The following is a 13431-nucleotide window of genomic DNA, read 5'->3' on the forward strand; positions in this document are numbered from 1 at the left end:
AAAACATCAGCGGGCGATGATCAGCGGATGCCCACGCTCCGGGTGCGGCTGCACCAATACTTCAAGACCGAACACGGCTTTGAGCATATCCGGACGCAACACTTGCTGCGGCGTATCCAGTGCAACCGGACGCCCACCTTCGAGCAGCAACACGCGATCACAATAACGTGCCGCCAGATTCAGATCATGCAGGATCACCAGCACGGCAGCGCCGCGATCGGCAAACTCGCGCACAGCCTGCAAGGTTGTGTGCTGATGCAATGGGTCAAGCATTGACGTCGGCTCGTCCAGCAGCAACGTTTGCCCAGCCTGCCCCGGCCAGAGTTGCGCCAGCACCCGCGCCAGATGCACACGCTGGCGCTCCCCGCCCGACAGCGCCAGATAACTGCGACCGCCCAGATGCGCAGCGTCAGCCGCTGCCAGCGCCGCAGCAACAATCTCGTCATCACGTACCCGACCACTTTGATAAGGCAAACGGCCCATGCCGACCACTTCTTCAACGCGAAAGGCAAAATCCAGCGTCGACACCTGCGGCAACACCGCCAAGCGCTGAGCGCGTTGCGTACCGCTCCAATGGCTCAAGGCTTCGCAGTCGAGGGAAACTTCGCCCTCACTGGCCGTCAATTCGCCGCACAAAGCACCGAGCAAGGTACTTTTACCGGCGCCATTGGGGCCCAGCACGCCGAGCACTTCGCCCGGTTTGAGTTCCACGCTGACCCCGCCAAGGACAGTCTTGCGACCGCGAAGGATATGCACGTTGTGCGCACGCAACATCAGGCACGCCCTCGCAACAACAGATAAAGAAAGAACGGCGCACCGATAAACGCCGTGACAATACCGATTGGCAACTCCGCCGGCGCCAGCGCCAGACGCGCCAGCAGATCCGCCAGTAACAACAGACTCGCCCCGGCCAGCACGGAGGCTGGCAGCAACACTCGATGATCGGGACCTGCCAACAGCCGCACCAGATGCGGCACCACCAACCCGACAAAACCGATCATCCCCGCCGCTGCCACTGCCGCGCCGACACCCAGCGCCGTGCAGAACACCAATTGGCGCTTGAGCCGCTCGACATCAATGCCCAAATGCCCCGCCTCGGATTCACCGAGCAGCAAGGCATTCAACGCTTTCGCCCGACGCGGCAGCCACAGCGCAACGCCGGCGCTGATGATCAACAACGGCCACAACCGCGCATAACTGGCGCCGTTGAGGCTGCCCAGGTTCCAGAACGTCAGCGTGCGCAGGGTTGCGTCGTCCGCGAGATAGGTGAACAGTCCGACCGCCGAACCGGCCAGCGCCGTCAGCGCGATCCCCGCCAGCAACAGGGTTGCAACGTTGGTTTGCCCATTGCGCCGGCCGAGTCGGCAGACCAGCGCCGTCACCCCGAGCCCGCCGAGAAACGCACACACCGATAACAGATAAGGCCCGAACGATTCAGGCAAACCGCCAAAAAAAGAGCCGCCGACAATCGCTATCGCCGCCCCTAACGCCGCGCCACTGGAAACACCGACCAGCCCTGGGTCCGCCAGCGGATTACGAAACAACCCCTGCATCGTCACGCCAGACAATGCCAGTACACCGCCGACCGCTAGCCCGAGTAACGTTCGCGGCAGGCGAATCTGCCCGAGAATCAGTTCGGCCTGCTCCAGCCCCTCCGGTGCCAGCGGCACACCGATCAGGCGCAAAGCCGCGCGTAACGTATCGAACAGCGGCAGACTGACCGGGCCGAGCGCCAATGACAGCCAGATCGCCAGCACACACAGGAGCGTCAGGCCAATGAACAAGCCTCGGGGTTTGACCCGTGTGGTCATGGGTTGCTCTTGGCCGGGTAGAAAGCGTCAGACAGGGTTTTCACAACGCGCAGACTCAGGCGCATACACAGCTTCCTTTAACAAGGTTTCCCGGGCGTCTGGGTGGCAGGCCAAGTATCCTCGGCATCAGGCAAACGCCGGTGGGCGAAGGCCGCCATTTGATAATTGCTTGCATTTAAACGTCAAGCTCGAACATATCCGAACACGAGCCAACATTAGAGGATAGTCATGAAGTTTCTCTGCGCGGGTGCCGATCTGGCCGAGGCCGGCAGTCGCGGTTTTGATGTCGACGGAAAAAAACTGTTTGCCGTGCGCCGCAACGGCCAGGTCTATGTCTACCTCAATCGTTGCCCGCATCGAGGCGTTGGCCTGGAATGGCAGGCGGATCAGTTTCTCGACCCGAGCAACAGCCTGATCCAGTGCGCCACCCACGGCGCACTGTTTCTGATCGAGGACGGTGAATGCGTCGCAGGGCCCTGCGCCGGGCAATCGTTGACCCGCATCCCCTGCCGGGAAGACGTACAAGGTGTGTGGATCACCCTTTAACCGCTGAGCAGTACCTCCAACCGACGATCAATGACCATTTCCTCATGGTTCAACCGCACACCGTACGCCAGTACTTCAACGCCACTGGCAACCGCTTCACGCAGCGCCTCGGCATAGGCCGGGTCGATTTCCACAGCCGGACGCACCGCCTCAATCCCGGTGAGACTCACGCAGTACAACTGCACCGCACGAATCCCGTCCCGCGCCAGATGCGCCAGTTCACGCAAATGCTTGGCGCCACGCTGGGTCACGGCATCGGGAAACGCCGCCACATTCGTGCCATCAAAGCCCAGGGTGACGCTTTTCACTTCCACATACGCCGGGCCGCTCGGGTATTCGAGGCGAAAGTCGATGCGGCTTTTTTCCTGTCCGTAAGCCACTTCGCGCTTCAACGCGGTAAACCCGTTCAACTCGGTGATGACGCCAGCCTGCAAGGCTTCTTCGACCAGCCCGTTGGCGCGCGCGGTATTGACACAAAACAAACGGCCCTGCGGGGTTTCGCCAATTTCCCAAGTGCCGGGCAATTTGCGTTTCGGGTCGTTGGAGCGACTGAACCAGACTTGCCCGCCCTGGACCTGACAATTGAGCATCGAGCCGGTGTTTGGGCAGTGAATCGTCAGCAACTCGCCGCCAACGGTTTCGATATCGGTGAGAAAACGCTTGTAACGACGGATTAGCCGCGCCTCTTCCAGAGGAGGATGAAAACGCATCAGCCTTGCCAGCTCTTCAAGCCACGCGCGATCCGCTCCACCGCTTCCTGTAAGCGAGGGAGGTTTTGCGTGTAGGCAAAACGCACATGGTGGCTGGCCTGATAGCGTCCGAAATCCAGACCCGGGGTAAACGCAACGTGCTCGGTTTCGAGGAAATGTTGGCAGAACGCGAAGGCATCGCCGCCGAACTGGCTGATATTTGCATAAAGATAGAATGCACCTTCGGGTTCCACGGCAATGTTGAAACCCAGTTCGCGCAACGCCGGCAGGAGGAAATCGCGGCGACGGCCGAATTCGGCGCGGCGCTGCTCCAGAATCGCGATCGTGTCAGGTTCGAAACAGGCCAGCGCCGCGTATTGCGCCATGCTCGGTGCGCTGATGTAGAGGTTCTGTGCGAGCTTCTCCAACTCGCTGACCGCCGCATCCGGCGCCACCAGCCAACCGAGGCGCCAACCGGTCATGCCGAAATATTTCGAGAAACTGTTGAGAACGAATGCACTGTCATCGACTTCCAGCACGCTCGCCGCATCGGGGCCATACGTCAGGCCGTGATAGATCTCGTCTACCACCAGATGGCCGTGCCGGGCCTTGATGGCGGCGGATAAGCCGGCCAATTCATCGCGCGTCAGAATGGTCCCCGTCGGGTTGGCTGGCGAAGCAACCAGCGCGCCAACACTGTCGTGGTCCCAATAGCGCTCGACCAGATCCGGAGTCAGTTGATAACGCACGTCCGGCCCGACGGGCACTAGCTGCGCAGCGCCTTCGACCAACCGCAGGAAGTGGCGATTACACGGGTATCCGGGGTCCGCCAGGAGCCAGTGCTTGCCGGGGTCGACCAGCAAGGCGCTGGCCAGCAACAGTGCGCCGGAGCCGCCCGGGGTGATCAGAATGCGTCGCGGATCGATGCTCAAGCCATAACGCGATTGGTAGAAGCCGGAAATTGCTTCGCGCAACTCGGGAATGCCACGGGCAGCGGTGTAACGGGTTTTGCCCGCCGTCAGCGCGGCTTGGCCGGCACGGATGATTGGCTCTGCGGTCGTGAAGTCCGGTTCGCCAATCTCCAGGTGAATGACATCGTGCCCCTCGGCCTGCAATTCATTGGCCCGCGCCAGCAGCGCCATCACATGGAACGGTTCGATCGCACGACTGCGCGCACTGTAGGGCTGAGCCATTGGCCTTCCTTCGACGAGGGAAAAGAAACGATTCTACCCATCTGCCGGAACGAGCGAGAACCCGCAGAGGTCACAGCCTCAAGAACTCTGGATTGTAATGACACAAGCGTACGCTCCAGGATTGACTAAAATCAGTGATTGAACAGGTCTTCCACACCACCAGACACGGCTTGCCAAACATTTGCAAGCGCCACCCGCCGGGGCCTCGACATCCGGGAGTAGCGCAGGCCGAATTGATCTGGTAAGTTCGCCCGCTTGCAGCCGCAGGGCCGGCAGGTGTCGGTGATGGAGCAATCCTGCGCAATGGATTACAAGAGTAGAGGCGGTCCATTTCATGCCCACCCAAGCAAAGCAACAGCAACAAGCGACGATCAGCGGCTTCGAACCTTATGTTCCGAAGGCTGGCGAAGAGTACATGGGCGCCCCGATGCGAGCGCACTTCACCAAGATCCTGAACAAGTGGAAACAGGACTTGATGCAGGAAGTCGACCGTACTGTTGATCACATGAAAGACGAAGCGGCCAACTTCCCTGACCCGGCCGATCGTGCCAGCCAGGAAGAAGAATTCGCCCTCGAACTGCGCGCCCGTGATCGCGAACGCAAGTTGATCAAAAAGATCGACAAGACGCTTGAGCTGATTCAGGACGAAGAATACGGCTGGTGCGAGTCCTGCGGCATCGAGATCGGCGTCAAGCGCCTCGAAGCCCGTCCTACCGCGGATCTGTGCATCGACTGCAAGACCCTGGCGGAAATCAAGGAAAAGCAGGTCGGCAAGTAATTTCGACCTGAACAAAAAACGGAGCGTGCGAACGCTCCGTTTTTGTTTCTGCCTTTTGCCTGCCTTCTCTGTTTTCTCTGCCATTGCGGGAGGGGACTTGCTCCCGAATACGGTGTGTCATAAACAGAGATGTTGACTCATAAACCGCATTCGGGAGCAAGCCCCCTCCCACAACGGTAATGCGCGCGAAACCTGAAAAGTTATATGGCTCCCATGACTGCCAAAACCTCCCCTGCCTACATCGGCCGCTTCGCCCCAACCCCCAGTGGCCACCTGCATTTCGGTTCGCTGGTCGCAGCGCTCGCCTCCTATCTCGACGCCCGCTCTGTGGGTGGTCGCTGGCTGGTGCGCATGGAAGATCTCGATCCACCCCGTGAAGAGCCCGGCGCGCAGAGCGCGATTCTCAAGGCGCTGCAAAGCTATGGGTTTGAATGGGACGGCGAGATGGTGCGCCAGAGTGATCGGCACGATGCCTATGCCGAAGTCCTCAACAGCCTGTTCAACCATGGTCTGGCCTACGCCTGCACTTGCTCGCGCAAACAACTGGAGCCGTATCACGGGATTTATCCCGGGTTTTGCCGCAATGCCGGGCACGACCAGCAGGATGCCGCTATCCGCCTGCGTGTGCCGGAGCTCGAATACCATTTCATCGACCGCGTGCAAGGCGAATACCGCCAGCATCTGGGCCGCGATGTCGGCGATTTCGTCATCCGCCGTCGCGACGGCCTCTATGCCTATCAACTGGCCGTGGTGCTTGACGATGCCTGGCAGGGCATTACTGACATCGTGCGCGGCGCCGATCTGCTCGACTCCACCCCGCGCCAGCTCTACCTGCAGGAGTTGCTGGGCCTGCGTCAGCCGCGTTATCTGCACCTGCCGCTGATCACCCAGCCGGACGGCAACAAACTGGGCAAGTCCTACCGCTCGCCGCCACTGCAAGCTGATCAAGCCACGCCGTTGCTGCTAAGGGCCCTGCGCGCACTGGGGCAAAACCCCGGCGCCGAACTCGAATATGCGACGCCGCAGGAACTGCTCAACTGGGGCAGCACCCACTGGGACGCCACGAAGATCCCGCGCACACTGACCCTGCCCGAAGCACAACTGCGATGACGACACTTGCAGTCGCGCCGCCATCCGTTACCATCGCCGCACGTTTTCGGGCACGCGCATAAAAAAGAGAGGCCGGGATGTACATCTATCGCTTGGTCCTGCTTTTGGTCGTGGGGATCTATCTGTTTTCTCCCGCCATCATGGATTGGTGGATCGACGCTACGGGCGCCTGGTATCGCCCCTATCTGCTCTGGCTGATCCTGATTGTCGTGACCTTCATCCTGCAGAGCCAAAAAGATGCCGATGAGCTTTAGCCTGACCCAGATGATCCTGATCAGCGCCGCGTACCTGGCGGTGCTGTTCGGTGTTGCCTGGATCAGCGAACGGGGCATGATCCCGCGGGCGATCATTCGCCATCCGTTGACCTACACCCTTTCGCTGGGGGTTTACGCCAGTGCGTGGGCGTTCTACGGCACGGTGGGCCTGGCCTATCAGTACGGCTACGGCTTTCTTTCCAGTTATCTCGGGGTCTCTGGCGCGTTTTTGCTGGCGCCGGTGTTGCTGTATCCGATCCTGAAAATCACCCGCACCTATCAACTGTCGTCGCTGGCCGACCTGTTCGCCTTCCGCTTTCGCAGCACCTGGGCCGGTGCGCTGACCACGATTTTCATGCTGATCGGCGTGCTGCCGTTGCTGGCGTTGCAGATTCAAGCGGTGGCCGACTCCATCGGCATTCTGACCGGCGAGCCGATTCAGAGCCGCGTGGCCCTGGCGTTTTGCGCGCTGATCATTTTGTTCACGATTTTCTTTGGTTCACGCCACATCGCCACCCGCGAGAAGCACGAAGGGCTGGTGTTCGCGATTGCCTTCGAGTCGGTGATCAAACTGATCGCTCTCGGCGGCGTTGGCCTGTATGCGCTGTACGGCGTGTTCGACGGCCCGCAACAGCTTGAACTGTGGCTGTTGCAAAACCAGACCGCCCTCGCCGCTCTGCACACGCCGCTGCAGGAAGGCCCGTGGCGTACGCTGCTGCTGGTGTTCTTCGCCTCGGCCATCGTGATGCCGCACATGTATCACATGACCTTTACCGAGAACCTCAACCCGCGCTCCCTCGTCAGTGCCAGTTGGGGCCTGCCGCTGTTCCTGCTGCTGATGAGTCTGGCGGTGCCGCTGATCCTGTGGGCCGGTCTCAAGCTCGGCGCCACCACCGATCCGGAATACTTCACTCTCGGCATCGGCATTGCCGCCAACAGCAAACCCTTGGCCTTGCTTGCTTATGTCGGCGGGCTGTCGGCCGCCAGCGGACTGATCATCGTCACCACCCTGGCGTTGTCAGGCATGGCGTTGAACCATTTGGTGCTGCCGCTCTATCAGCCGCCCGCCGAAGGCAATATCTACCGCTGGCTGAAATGGACCCGTCGCGCACTGATCGTCGCGATCATCATGGCCGGTTTCGGTTTTTACCTGATGCTTGGTGCCGAACAGGATCTGGCCAACCTCGGCATCGTCGCGTTTGTCGCGACCCTGCAATTCCTGCCCGGCGTGTTGTCCGTGCTGTACTGGCCGACCGCTAACCGGCGCGGCTTTATCGCCGGGCTGCTGGCCGGGATTCTGGTCTGGGTCGTCACCATGCTGCTGCCGCTGGTCGGCAATCTGCAGGGTTTCTACATTCCGCTGCTGAACATGATTTACGTGCTGGACGACACCAGTTGGCACATGGCGGCCATCGCGTCGCTGGCCGCCAACGTGCTGATGTTCACCCTGATTTCGCTGTTCACCAATGCCAGCCCCGAAGAGGCCAGCGCCGCCGAAGCCTGCGCGGTGGATAACGTACGCCGTCCGCAACGCCGCGAGCTGCACGCCGCCTCGCCGCAGGAATTCGCCACACAACTGGCCAAACCGCTCGGCGCCAAAGCGGCGCAGAAAGAAGTCGAACAGGCCTTGCGCGACCTTTACCTGCCCTTCGATGAGCGTCGGCCTTACGCCTTGCGCCGATTACGCGACCGTATTGAAGCCAACCTCTCCGGGCTGATGGGGCCGAGTGTGGCGCAGGACATGGTCGAAACCTTCCTGCCGTACAAGGCCGGCGGCGAAAATTACGTCACCGAAGACATCCACTTCATCGAAAGCCGCCTTGAGGATTACCACTCGCGCCTCACGGGCCTGGCCGCCGAACTCGACGCACTGCGCCGCTACCACCGCCAGACCCTGCAGGAACTGCCAATGGGCGTCTGCTCGCTGGCCAAGGACCAAGAGATCCTGATGTGGAACAAGGCTATGGAAGAGCTGACCGGGATCGCCGCGCAGCGCGTGGTCGGCTCGCGCTTGAGCACCATTGGCAATCCATGGAAAGAATTGCTCCAGGGCTTTATCAACCTGCCGGACGAACACTTGCACAAACAGCATCTGGCACTCGACGGACAGACCCGCTGGCTGAACCTGCACAAAGCGGCAATCGATGAGCCGTTGGCACCGGGTAACAGCGGTTTGGTGTTGCTGGTAGAAGATTTGACCGAAACCCAGATGCTTGAAGACAAACTGGTCCACTCCGAGCGTCTGGCCAGCATCGGTCGTCTCGCCGCGGGTGTCGCCCACGAAATCGGCAACCCGATCACCGGCATCGCTTGTCTGGCGCAGAACCTGCGCGAAGAACGCGAAGAAGACGACGAGCTGACCGAGATCAGCGGACAGATTCTCGAACAGACCAAACGCGTGTCACGCATCGTTCAGTCGCTGATGAGTTTTGCCCATGCCGGCGGTCATCAGCATAACGACGAGCCCGTTTGTCTGGCCGAAGTGGCCCAGGATGCCATCGGGCTATTGGCGCTGAACCGGCGCAATTTCGAAGTGCAGTTCTACAACCTGTGCGACCCGGATCACTGGGTCGAAGGTGACCCACAACGCCTTGCCCAAGTGCTGATCAATCTGCTCTCCAACGCTCGTGACGCCTCGCCTGCCGGCAGCGCCGTGAGGGTCAAGAGCGAGGCCGGCGAACACACGGTCGACCTGATCGTTGAGGACGAAGGCAGCGGTATTCCGAAGAACATCATGGACCGATTGTTCGAACCTTTCTTCACCACCAAGGATCCTGGTGAAGGTACCGGTCTGGGCCTTGCACTGGTCTATTCCATCGTTGAAGAGCATTATGGACAAATCACCATCGACAGCCCGGCTGATGTACAAAGCCAGCGCGGCACCCGTATCCGGGTGACCTTACCGCGTCATGTCGAAGCGACGTCCGCTGTGAACTGAGACCGTCGAGAGTATCGAATCAATGCCGCACATTTTGATCGTCGAAGACGAAACCATTATCCGCTCCGCCTTGCGCCGCCTGCTGGAACGCAACCAGTACCAGGTCAGCGAAGCCGGTTCAGTGCAGGAAGCACAAGAACGCTTCACCATTCCTACGTTCGATCTGATCGTGAGCGATCTGCGTCTGCCGGGCGCTCCGGGTACCGAGCTGATCAAGCTCGGCCAGGGCACGCCGGTGCTGATCATGACCAGTTATGCCAGCCTGCGCTCGGCGGTCGACTCGATGAAGATGGGCGCGGTGGATTACATCGCCAAGCCTTTCGACCACGATGAAATGCTTCAGGCCGTTGCGCGGATCCTGCGTGATCGCCAATCGGCGCCGGCAGCGGGCGAAGCCGTTGCCAGCAAATCTGCCAATGGCAGCGGCAGAACCGCCACCGACAACAGCAACGGCGAAATCGGCATCATCGGCTCCTGCCCACCGATGCAGGATCTGTACAGCAAGATCCGCAAAGTCGCGCCGACCGATTCCAATGTGCTGATTCAGGGCGAGTCCGGCACCGGTAAAGAGTTGGTGGCCCGTGCCCTGCACAACCTGTCGAAACGCGCCAAGGCACCGATGATCTCGGTGAACTGCGCCGCCATTCCGGAAAGCCTGATCGAGTCCGAACTGTTCGGCCACGAAAAAGGCGCATTCACCGGCGCCAGCGCCGGTCGTGCCGGCCTGGTGGAAGCGGCGGACGGCGGTACGCTGTTCCTTGATGAAATCGGCGAGCTGCCGCTGGAAGCCCAGGCCCGCCTGCTGCGCGTGTTGCAGGAAGGTGAAATTCGCCGTGTGGGCTCGGTGCAATCGCAGAAGGTCGATGTCCGTCTGATCGCGGCGACTCACCGAGACCTCAAGAGCCTGGCGAAAGTCGGCCAGTTCCGGGAAGACCTTTATTACCGCCTGCATGTGATCGCGTTGAAACTGCCAGCCCTGCGCGAGCGCGGTGCCGACGTCAACGAGATCGCCAATGCCTTCCTCGCTCGCCAGAGCGCGCGGATCAACCGTACCGACCTGAAATTTGCAGCGGATGCCGAACAGGCCATCCGTCACTATTCCTGGCCGGGTAACGTTCGTGAACTTGAAAACGCGGTCGAGCGCGCGGTGATCCTCAGCGAGAGCCCGGAAATCTCCGCTGAACTGCTGGGTATCGACATTGAGCTGAGCGATCTGGACGACGATGAATTCATTGGTCTGCCGCCGCAAACCTCAGGTAACGCCAGCAACAGCAGCCACGAACCGACCGAAGACTTGTCGCTGGAAGACTACTTCCAGCATTTCGTCCTCGAGCATCAGGACCACATGACCGAGACCGAACTGGCGCGCAAACTGGGCGTCAGCCGTAAATGCCTGTGGGAACGGCGTCAGCGCCTGGGCATTCCACGACGCAAGACCGGGGTCGCCAGCGAGAGCTGAACGTTACCTGTCGAGTGTGCGGGTAACGCTTGAAGATGTGAAAAAACTGTTACCTCAGTCTTTCCACGTAACAGAAGCCGGGGTTATCGGTAACGAAACCCCGGCTTTTTTTGGCCCTGACAAAAGGGCCCGATCGACCTAACCCCTTGTTTTATTGGGGTTCGCAAAAGTTGGCACGGCACCTGCTATATGTTTGGTACAAGAACAATAACAAGCAATGCACAAGACAATAAAAATAAGACGAATCGACTCACGCACAATAAAAACAAGACGGCGAGAGGCGCAGCTAACTGATTCTTTTGGAGAGGCGTTGTATTTGGGGCTTGCCCCACGACCAGGCCGAGAACAACAAAAACTGTCCTAAGACAGAGCCTGTACTGGTTGGATCGAGAGATCACTGCAATTCAGCGACCAAAGCAATCCGTTTGCTCTTGGCTCCCGATTGGGAGGGTCACGAAGCAAAAGCTTCGTGACGAGGGCACTCAACAAAAACAAGAAGCCCGAATCAATAATAAAAAGAGCACGCAACTACTTCTTGGGGAGCTCCGGCTCCCCTTGTAGTTTCTCCCATCCGGGAAATCCTGCTGTTTTGCCCTCCTCGACCCTTGCAGCTTGCGGCTTACAGCTGAAATCTGCCGTGTCCTACACCATCCCCCGACTAAATGCTAGAATCTGCGCCCATCATGCGGTCATTCTTTGGTATGGCCGAACATTCCTTCAAACAGTGCATCCCATGCTGAAGAAGCTGTTCCAGTCATTCCGAACTCCCGTGCGTCGTACGCAACACATCCGCAGCACCCCTGAAGTGCTTAACAGCGGCCAACATTCGCTGCAGAAAACGCAATTCAGCCGCTATGCGGTCAATATCGTCGAACGCTTGCAGGGCGCCGGTTACCAGGCCTATCTGGTCGGTGGCTGCGTGCGTGACATGCTGTTGGGCATTACGCCCAAGGATTTCGACGTCGCCACCAGCGCCACGCCCGAACAAGTGCGCGCCGAATTCCGCAATGCGCGGATCATCGGCCGTCGCTTCAAACTGGTGCATATTCATTTCGGTCGCGAAATCATCGAAGTCGCGACCTTCCGCGCCAATCACCCGATAAACGAGGACGACGAAGACAGCAATCAGTCTTCGCGTAACGAAAGCGGGCGAATTTTGCGCGACAACGTCTACGGCACCCTGGAAGAAGACGCGCAACGCCGCGACTTCACCATCAACGCCCTGTATTACGATCCGGTCAGCGAGCGCATCCTCGACTACGCCAACGGCGTGCACGACATCCGCAATCACCTGATCCGCCTGATCGGCGATCCAAAGCAGCGCTATCAGGAAGACCCGGTGCGCATGCTGCGGGCCGTGCGTTTCGCCGCCAAGCTCAATTTCGGCATCGAGAAACACACGGTTCAGCCAATCCGCGAACTGGCGCCGATGTTGCGCGAGATCCCGTCGGCACGCCTGTTTGAAGAGGTGCTCAAGCTGTTCCTCTCCGGACACGGCGCGATCACCTTCGAGATGCTGGTCGACCTGCAACTGTTTGCCCCGCTGTTCCCGGGCAGTGCCGACGCGCTGGAGCACAACCCGGAATATACCCACACGCTGATCAGCGAAGCGCTGACCAACACCGACTTGCGCATCAAGCAGAACAAACCGGTCACGCCGGCGTTCCTGTTTGCCGCCCTGTTGTGGCCAGCCCTGCCGGCCCGCGTGCTGCGTTTGCAGGAACGTGGCATGCCGCCGATCCCGGCGATGCAGGAAGCCGCACACGAGTTGATTGCCGAGCAGTGCCAGCGCATCGCGATTCCGAAACGCTTCACCATGCCGATCCGCGAGATCTGGGACATGCAGGAGCGCCTGCCACGGCGCAGCGGCAAACGTGCCGATCTGTTGCTGGACAATCCACGTTTCCGCGCTGGTTACGACTTCCTGCTGCTGCGTGAAAGCGCGGGCGAGCAAACGGATGGCCTGGGTGAATGGTGGACGGACTATCAGGACGCCAACGACAGCGAGCGTCGTGACATGATCCGCGATCTCAGCGGCAAAGGTGACGACGCCAGCGGTGCGCCGCGCAAACGTCGTCGCAGCGGCGGTTCCAAGCGCAAACGTGCCGGTGCACCGAGCGCAACGGGCGAATAGGCATGGAACGGATCTATATCGGCATGGGCAGCAACCTCGCTGACCCGGCCGAACAATTGCGCAGCGCCGTCGAGGCGCTGGGGCAATTGCCGCAAACCATGGTCGCCGGTGTTTCCGCCTTCTATCAAAGCGACTCATTGCTGCCGGGCCAACCGCGCTACACCAACGCCGTGGCGGCGCTCGACAGCGATCTTGCGCCGCTGGATCTGCTCGATGCGCTGCAAGCGATCGAAAACGATCAGGGCCGCGAACGCCTGGAACGCTGGGGCCCACGCACGCTGGATCTGGATATTCTGCTGTTCGGTGATCGGTTGATCGACGAACCACGGCTGAAAGTCCCTCATTACCAGATTCAGGAAAGGGCGTTCGTCCTGTATCCACTGGCCGAACTGGCTCCCGAGGATCTGCGCCTGGCCGATGGCCGCAGCCTCCCCGACCTACTGGCCGCGTGCCCGTTCGTCGGCCTGGAACGCCTCTCCAAAACTTAAAATCAGTTCCCCCTTGTGGGCACGGGCTTGC

The 13431-nt window shown here is 60.1% G+C and carries 12 protein-coding genes; 8 read left to right on the top strand and 4 right to left on the bottom strand.

The window, feature by feature from the left end; all coding sequences use genetic code 11:
* Positions 1-6: 6 nt before the first annotated feature.
* Positions 7-774: a heme ABC transporter ATP-binding protein gene (locus tag AACY11_RS02955; RefSeq protein ID WP_339493837.1), complete on the bottom strand. Its 768-nt coding sequence runs from the start codon at positions 772-774 to the stop codon at positions 7-9.
* Positions 774-1757, bottom strand: a complete 984-nt coding sequence (locus AACY11_RS02960; protein ID WP_339493926.1) for a FecCD family ABC transporter permease — start codon at positions 1755-1757, stop codon at positions 774-776. The genes AACY11_RS02955 and AACY11_RS02960 overlap by 1 nt, the downstream gene beginning before the upstream one ends.
* A gap of 282 nt (positions 1758-2039) precedes the next feature.
* Between AACY11_RS02960 and AACY11_RS02965 the strand changes: the two genes are divergently transcribed.
* Positions 2040-2357 (top strand): Rieske (2Fe-2S) protein, encoded by a 318-nt coding sequence (locus tag AACY11_RS02965; RefSeq protein WP_339432804.1) that lies wholly within the window; start codon positions 2040-2042, stop codon positions 2355-2357.
* Here AACY11_RS02965 and sfsA read toward each other — a convergent pair.
* On the bottom strand, positions 2354-3067 hold the full coding sequence (gene sfsA, locus AACY11_RS02970) for a DNA/RNA nuclease SfsA (protein ID WP_339466639.1): 714 nt from the start codon (positions 3065-3067) through the stop codon (positions 2354-2356). The two genes, AACY11_RS02965 and sfsA, sit on opposite strands and share 4 nt — an antisense overlap.
* Complete coding sequence (locus tag AACY11_RS02975; RefSeq protein WP_339493838.1) at positions 3067-4239, bottom strand: pyridoxal phosphate-dependent aminotransferase; 1173 nt, start codon at positions 4237-4239, stop codon at positions 3067-3069. Before AACY11_RS02975 ends, sfsA begins: the two co-directional genes overlap by 1 nt.
* A gap of 334 nt (positions 4240-4573) precedes the next feature.
* Here AACY11_RS02975 and dksA point away from each other — a divergent pair, with 334 nt between their 5' ends.
* The 7 genes from dksA to folK all read left to right on the top strand — a co-directional run bounded on the left by dksA (position 4574) and on the right by folK (position 13400).
* Entirely contained in the window at positions 4574-5017 is a 444-nt protein-coding gene (dksA, locus tag AACY11_RS02980) for an RNA polymerase-binding protein DksA (RefSeq protein ID WP_003228250.1), read from the top strand.
* A gap of 213 nt (positions 5018-5230) precedes the next feature.
* A complete protein-coding gene (gluQRS, locus tag AACY11_RS02985) occupies positions 5231-6127 on the top strand; it encodes a tRNA glutamyl-Q(34) synthetase GluQRS (RefSeq protein ID WP_339493839.1) in 897 nt (298 codons plus the stop codon).
* A 77-nt stretch (positions 6128-6204) separates the two neighbouring features.
* A complete protein-coding gene (locus AACY11_RS02990) occupies positions 6205-6381 on the top strand; it encodes a hypothetical protein (RefSeq protein WP_003176118.1) in 177 nt (58 codons plus the stop codon).
* Positions 6365-9319: a sensor histidine kinase gene (locus AACY11_RS02995; RefSeq protein ID WP_339432800.1), complete on the top strand. Its 2955-nt coding sequence runs from the start codon at positions 6365-6367 to the stop codon at positions 9317-9319. Before AACY11_RS02990 ends, AACY11_RS02995 begins: the two co-directional genes overlap by 17 nt.
* Positions 9320-9341: 22 nt before the next feature.
* The gene (locus AACY11_RS03000; protein WP_339493840.1) at positions 9342-10778 is read left to right on the top strand and encodes a sigma-54-dependent transcriptional regulator; all 1437 of its coding nucleotides are present in this window, start codon (positions 9342-9344) and stop codon (positions 10776-10778) included.
* Between the two features lie 733 nt (positions 10779-11511).
* Positions 11512-12912 (top strand): polynucleotide adenylyltransferase PcnB, encoded by a 1401-nt coding sequence (locus AACY11_RS03005; protein ID WP_339432798.1) that lies wholly within the window; start codon positions 11512-11514, stop codon positions 12910-12912.
* Positions 12913-12914: 2 nt separating this feature from the next.
* Positions 12915-13400, top strand: coding sequence for a 2-amino-4-hydroxy-6-hydroxymethyldihydropteridine diphosphokinase (folK, locus tag AACY11_RS03010; RefSeq protein WP_339432797.1), 486 nt, complete (start codon positions 12915-12917; stop codon positions 13398-13400).
* Positions 13401-13431 lie beyond the last annotated feature (31 nt).

The sequence above is a fragment of the Pseudomonas sp. RA_105y_Pfl2_P56 genome (genome assembly GCF_963970845.1).
Lineage (GTDB): Bacteria > Pseudomonadota > Gammaproteobacteria > Pseudomonadales > Pseudomonadaceae > Aquipseudomonas > Aquipseudomonas baetica_A.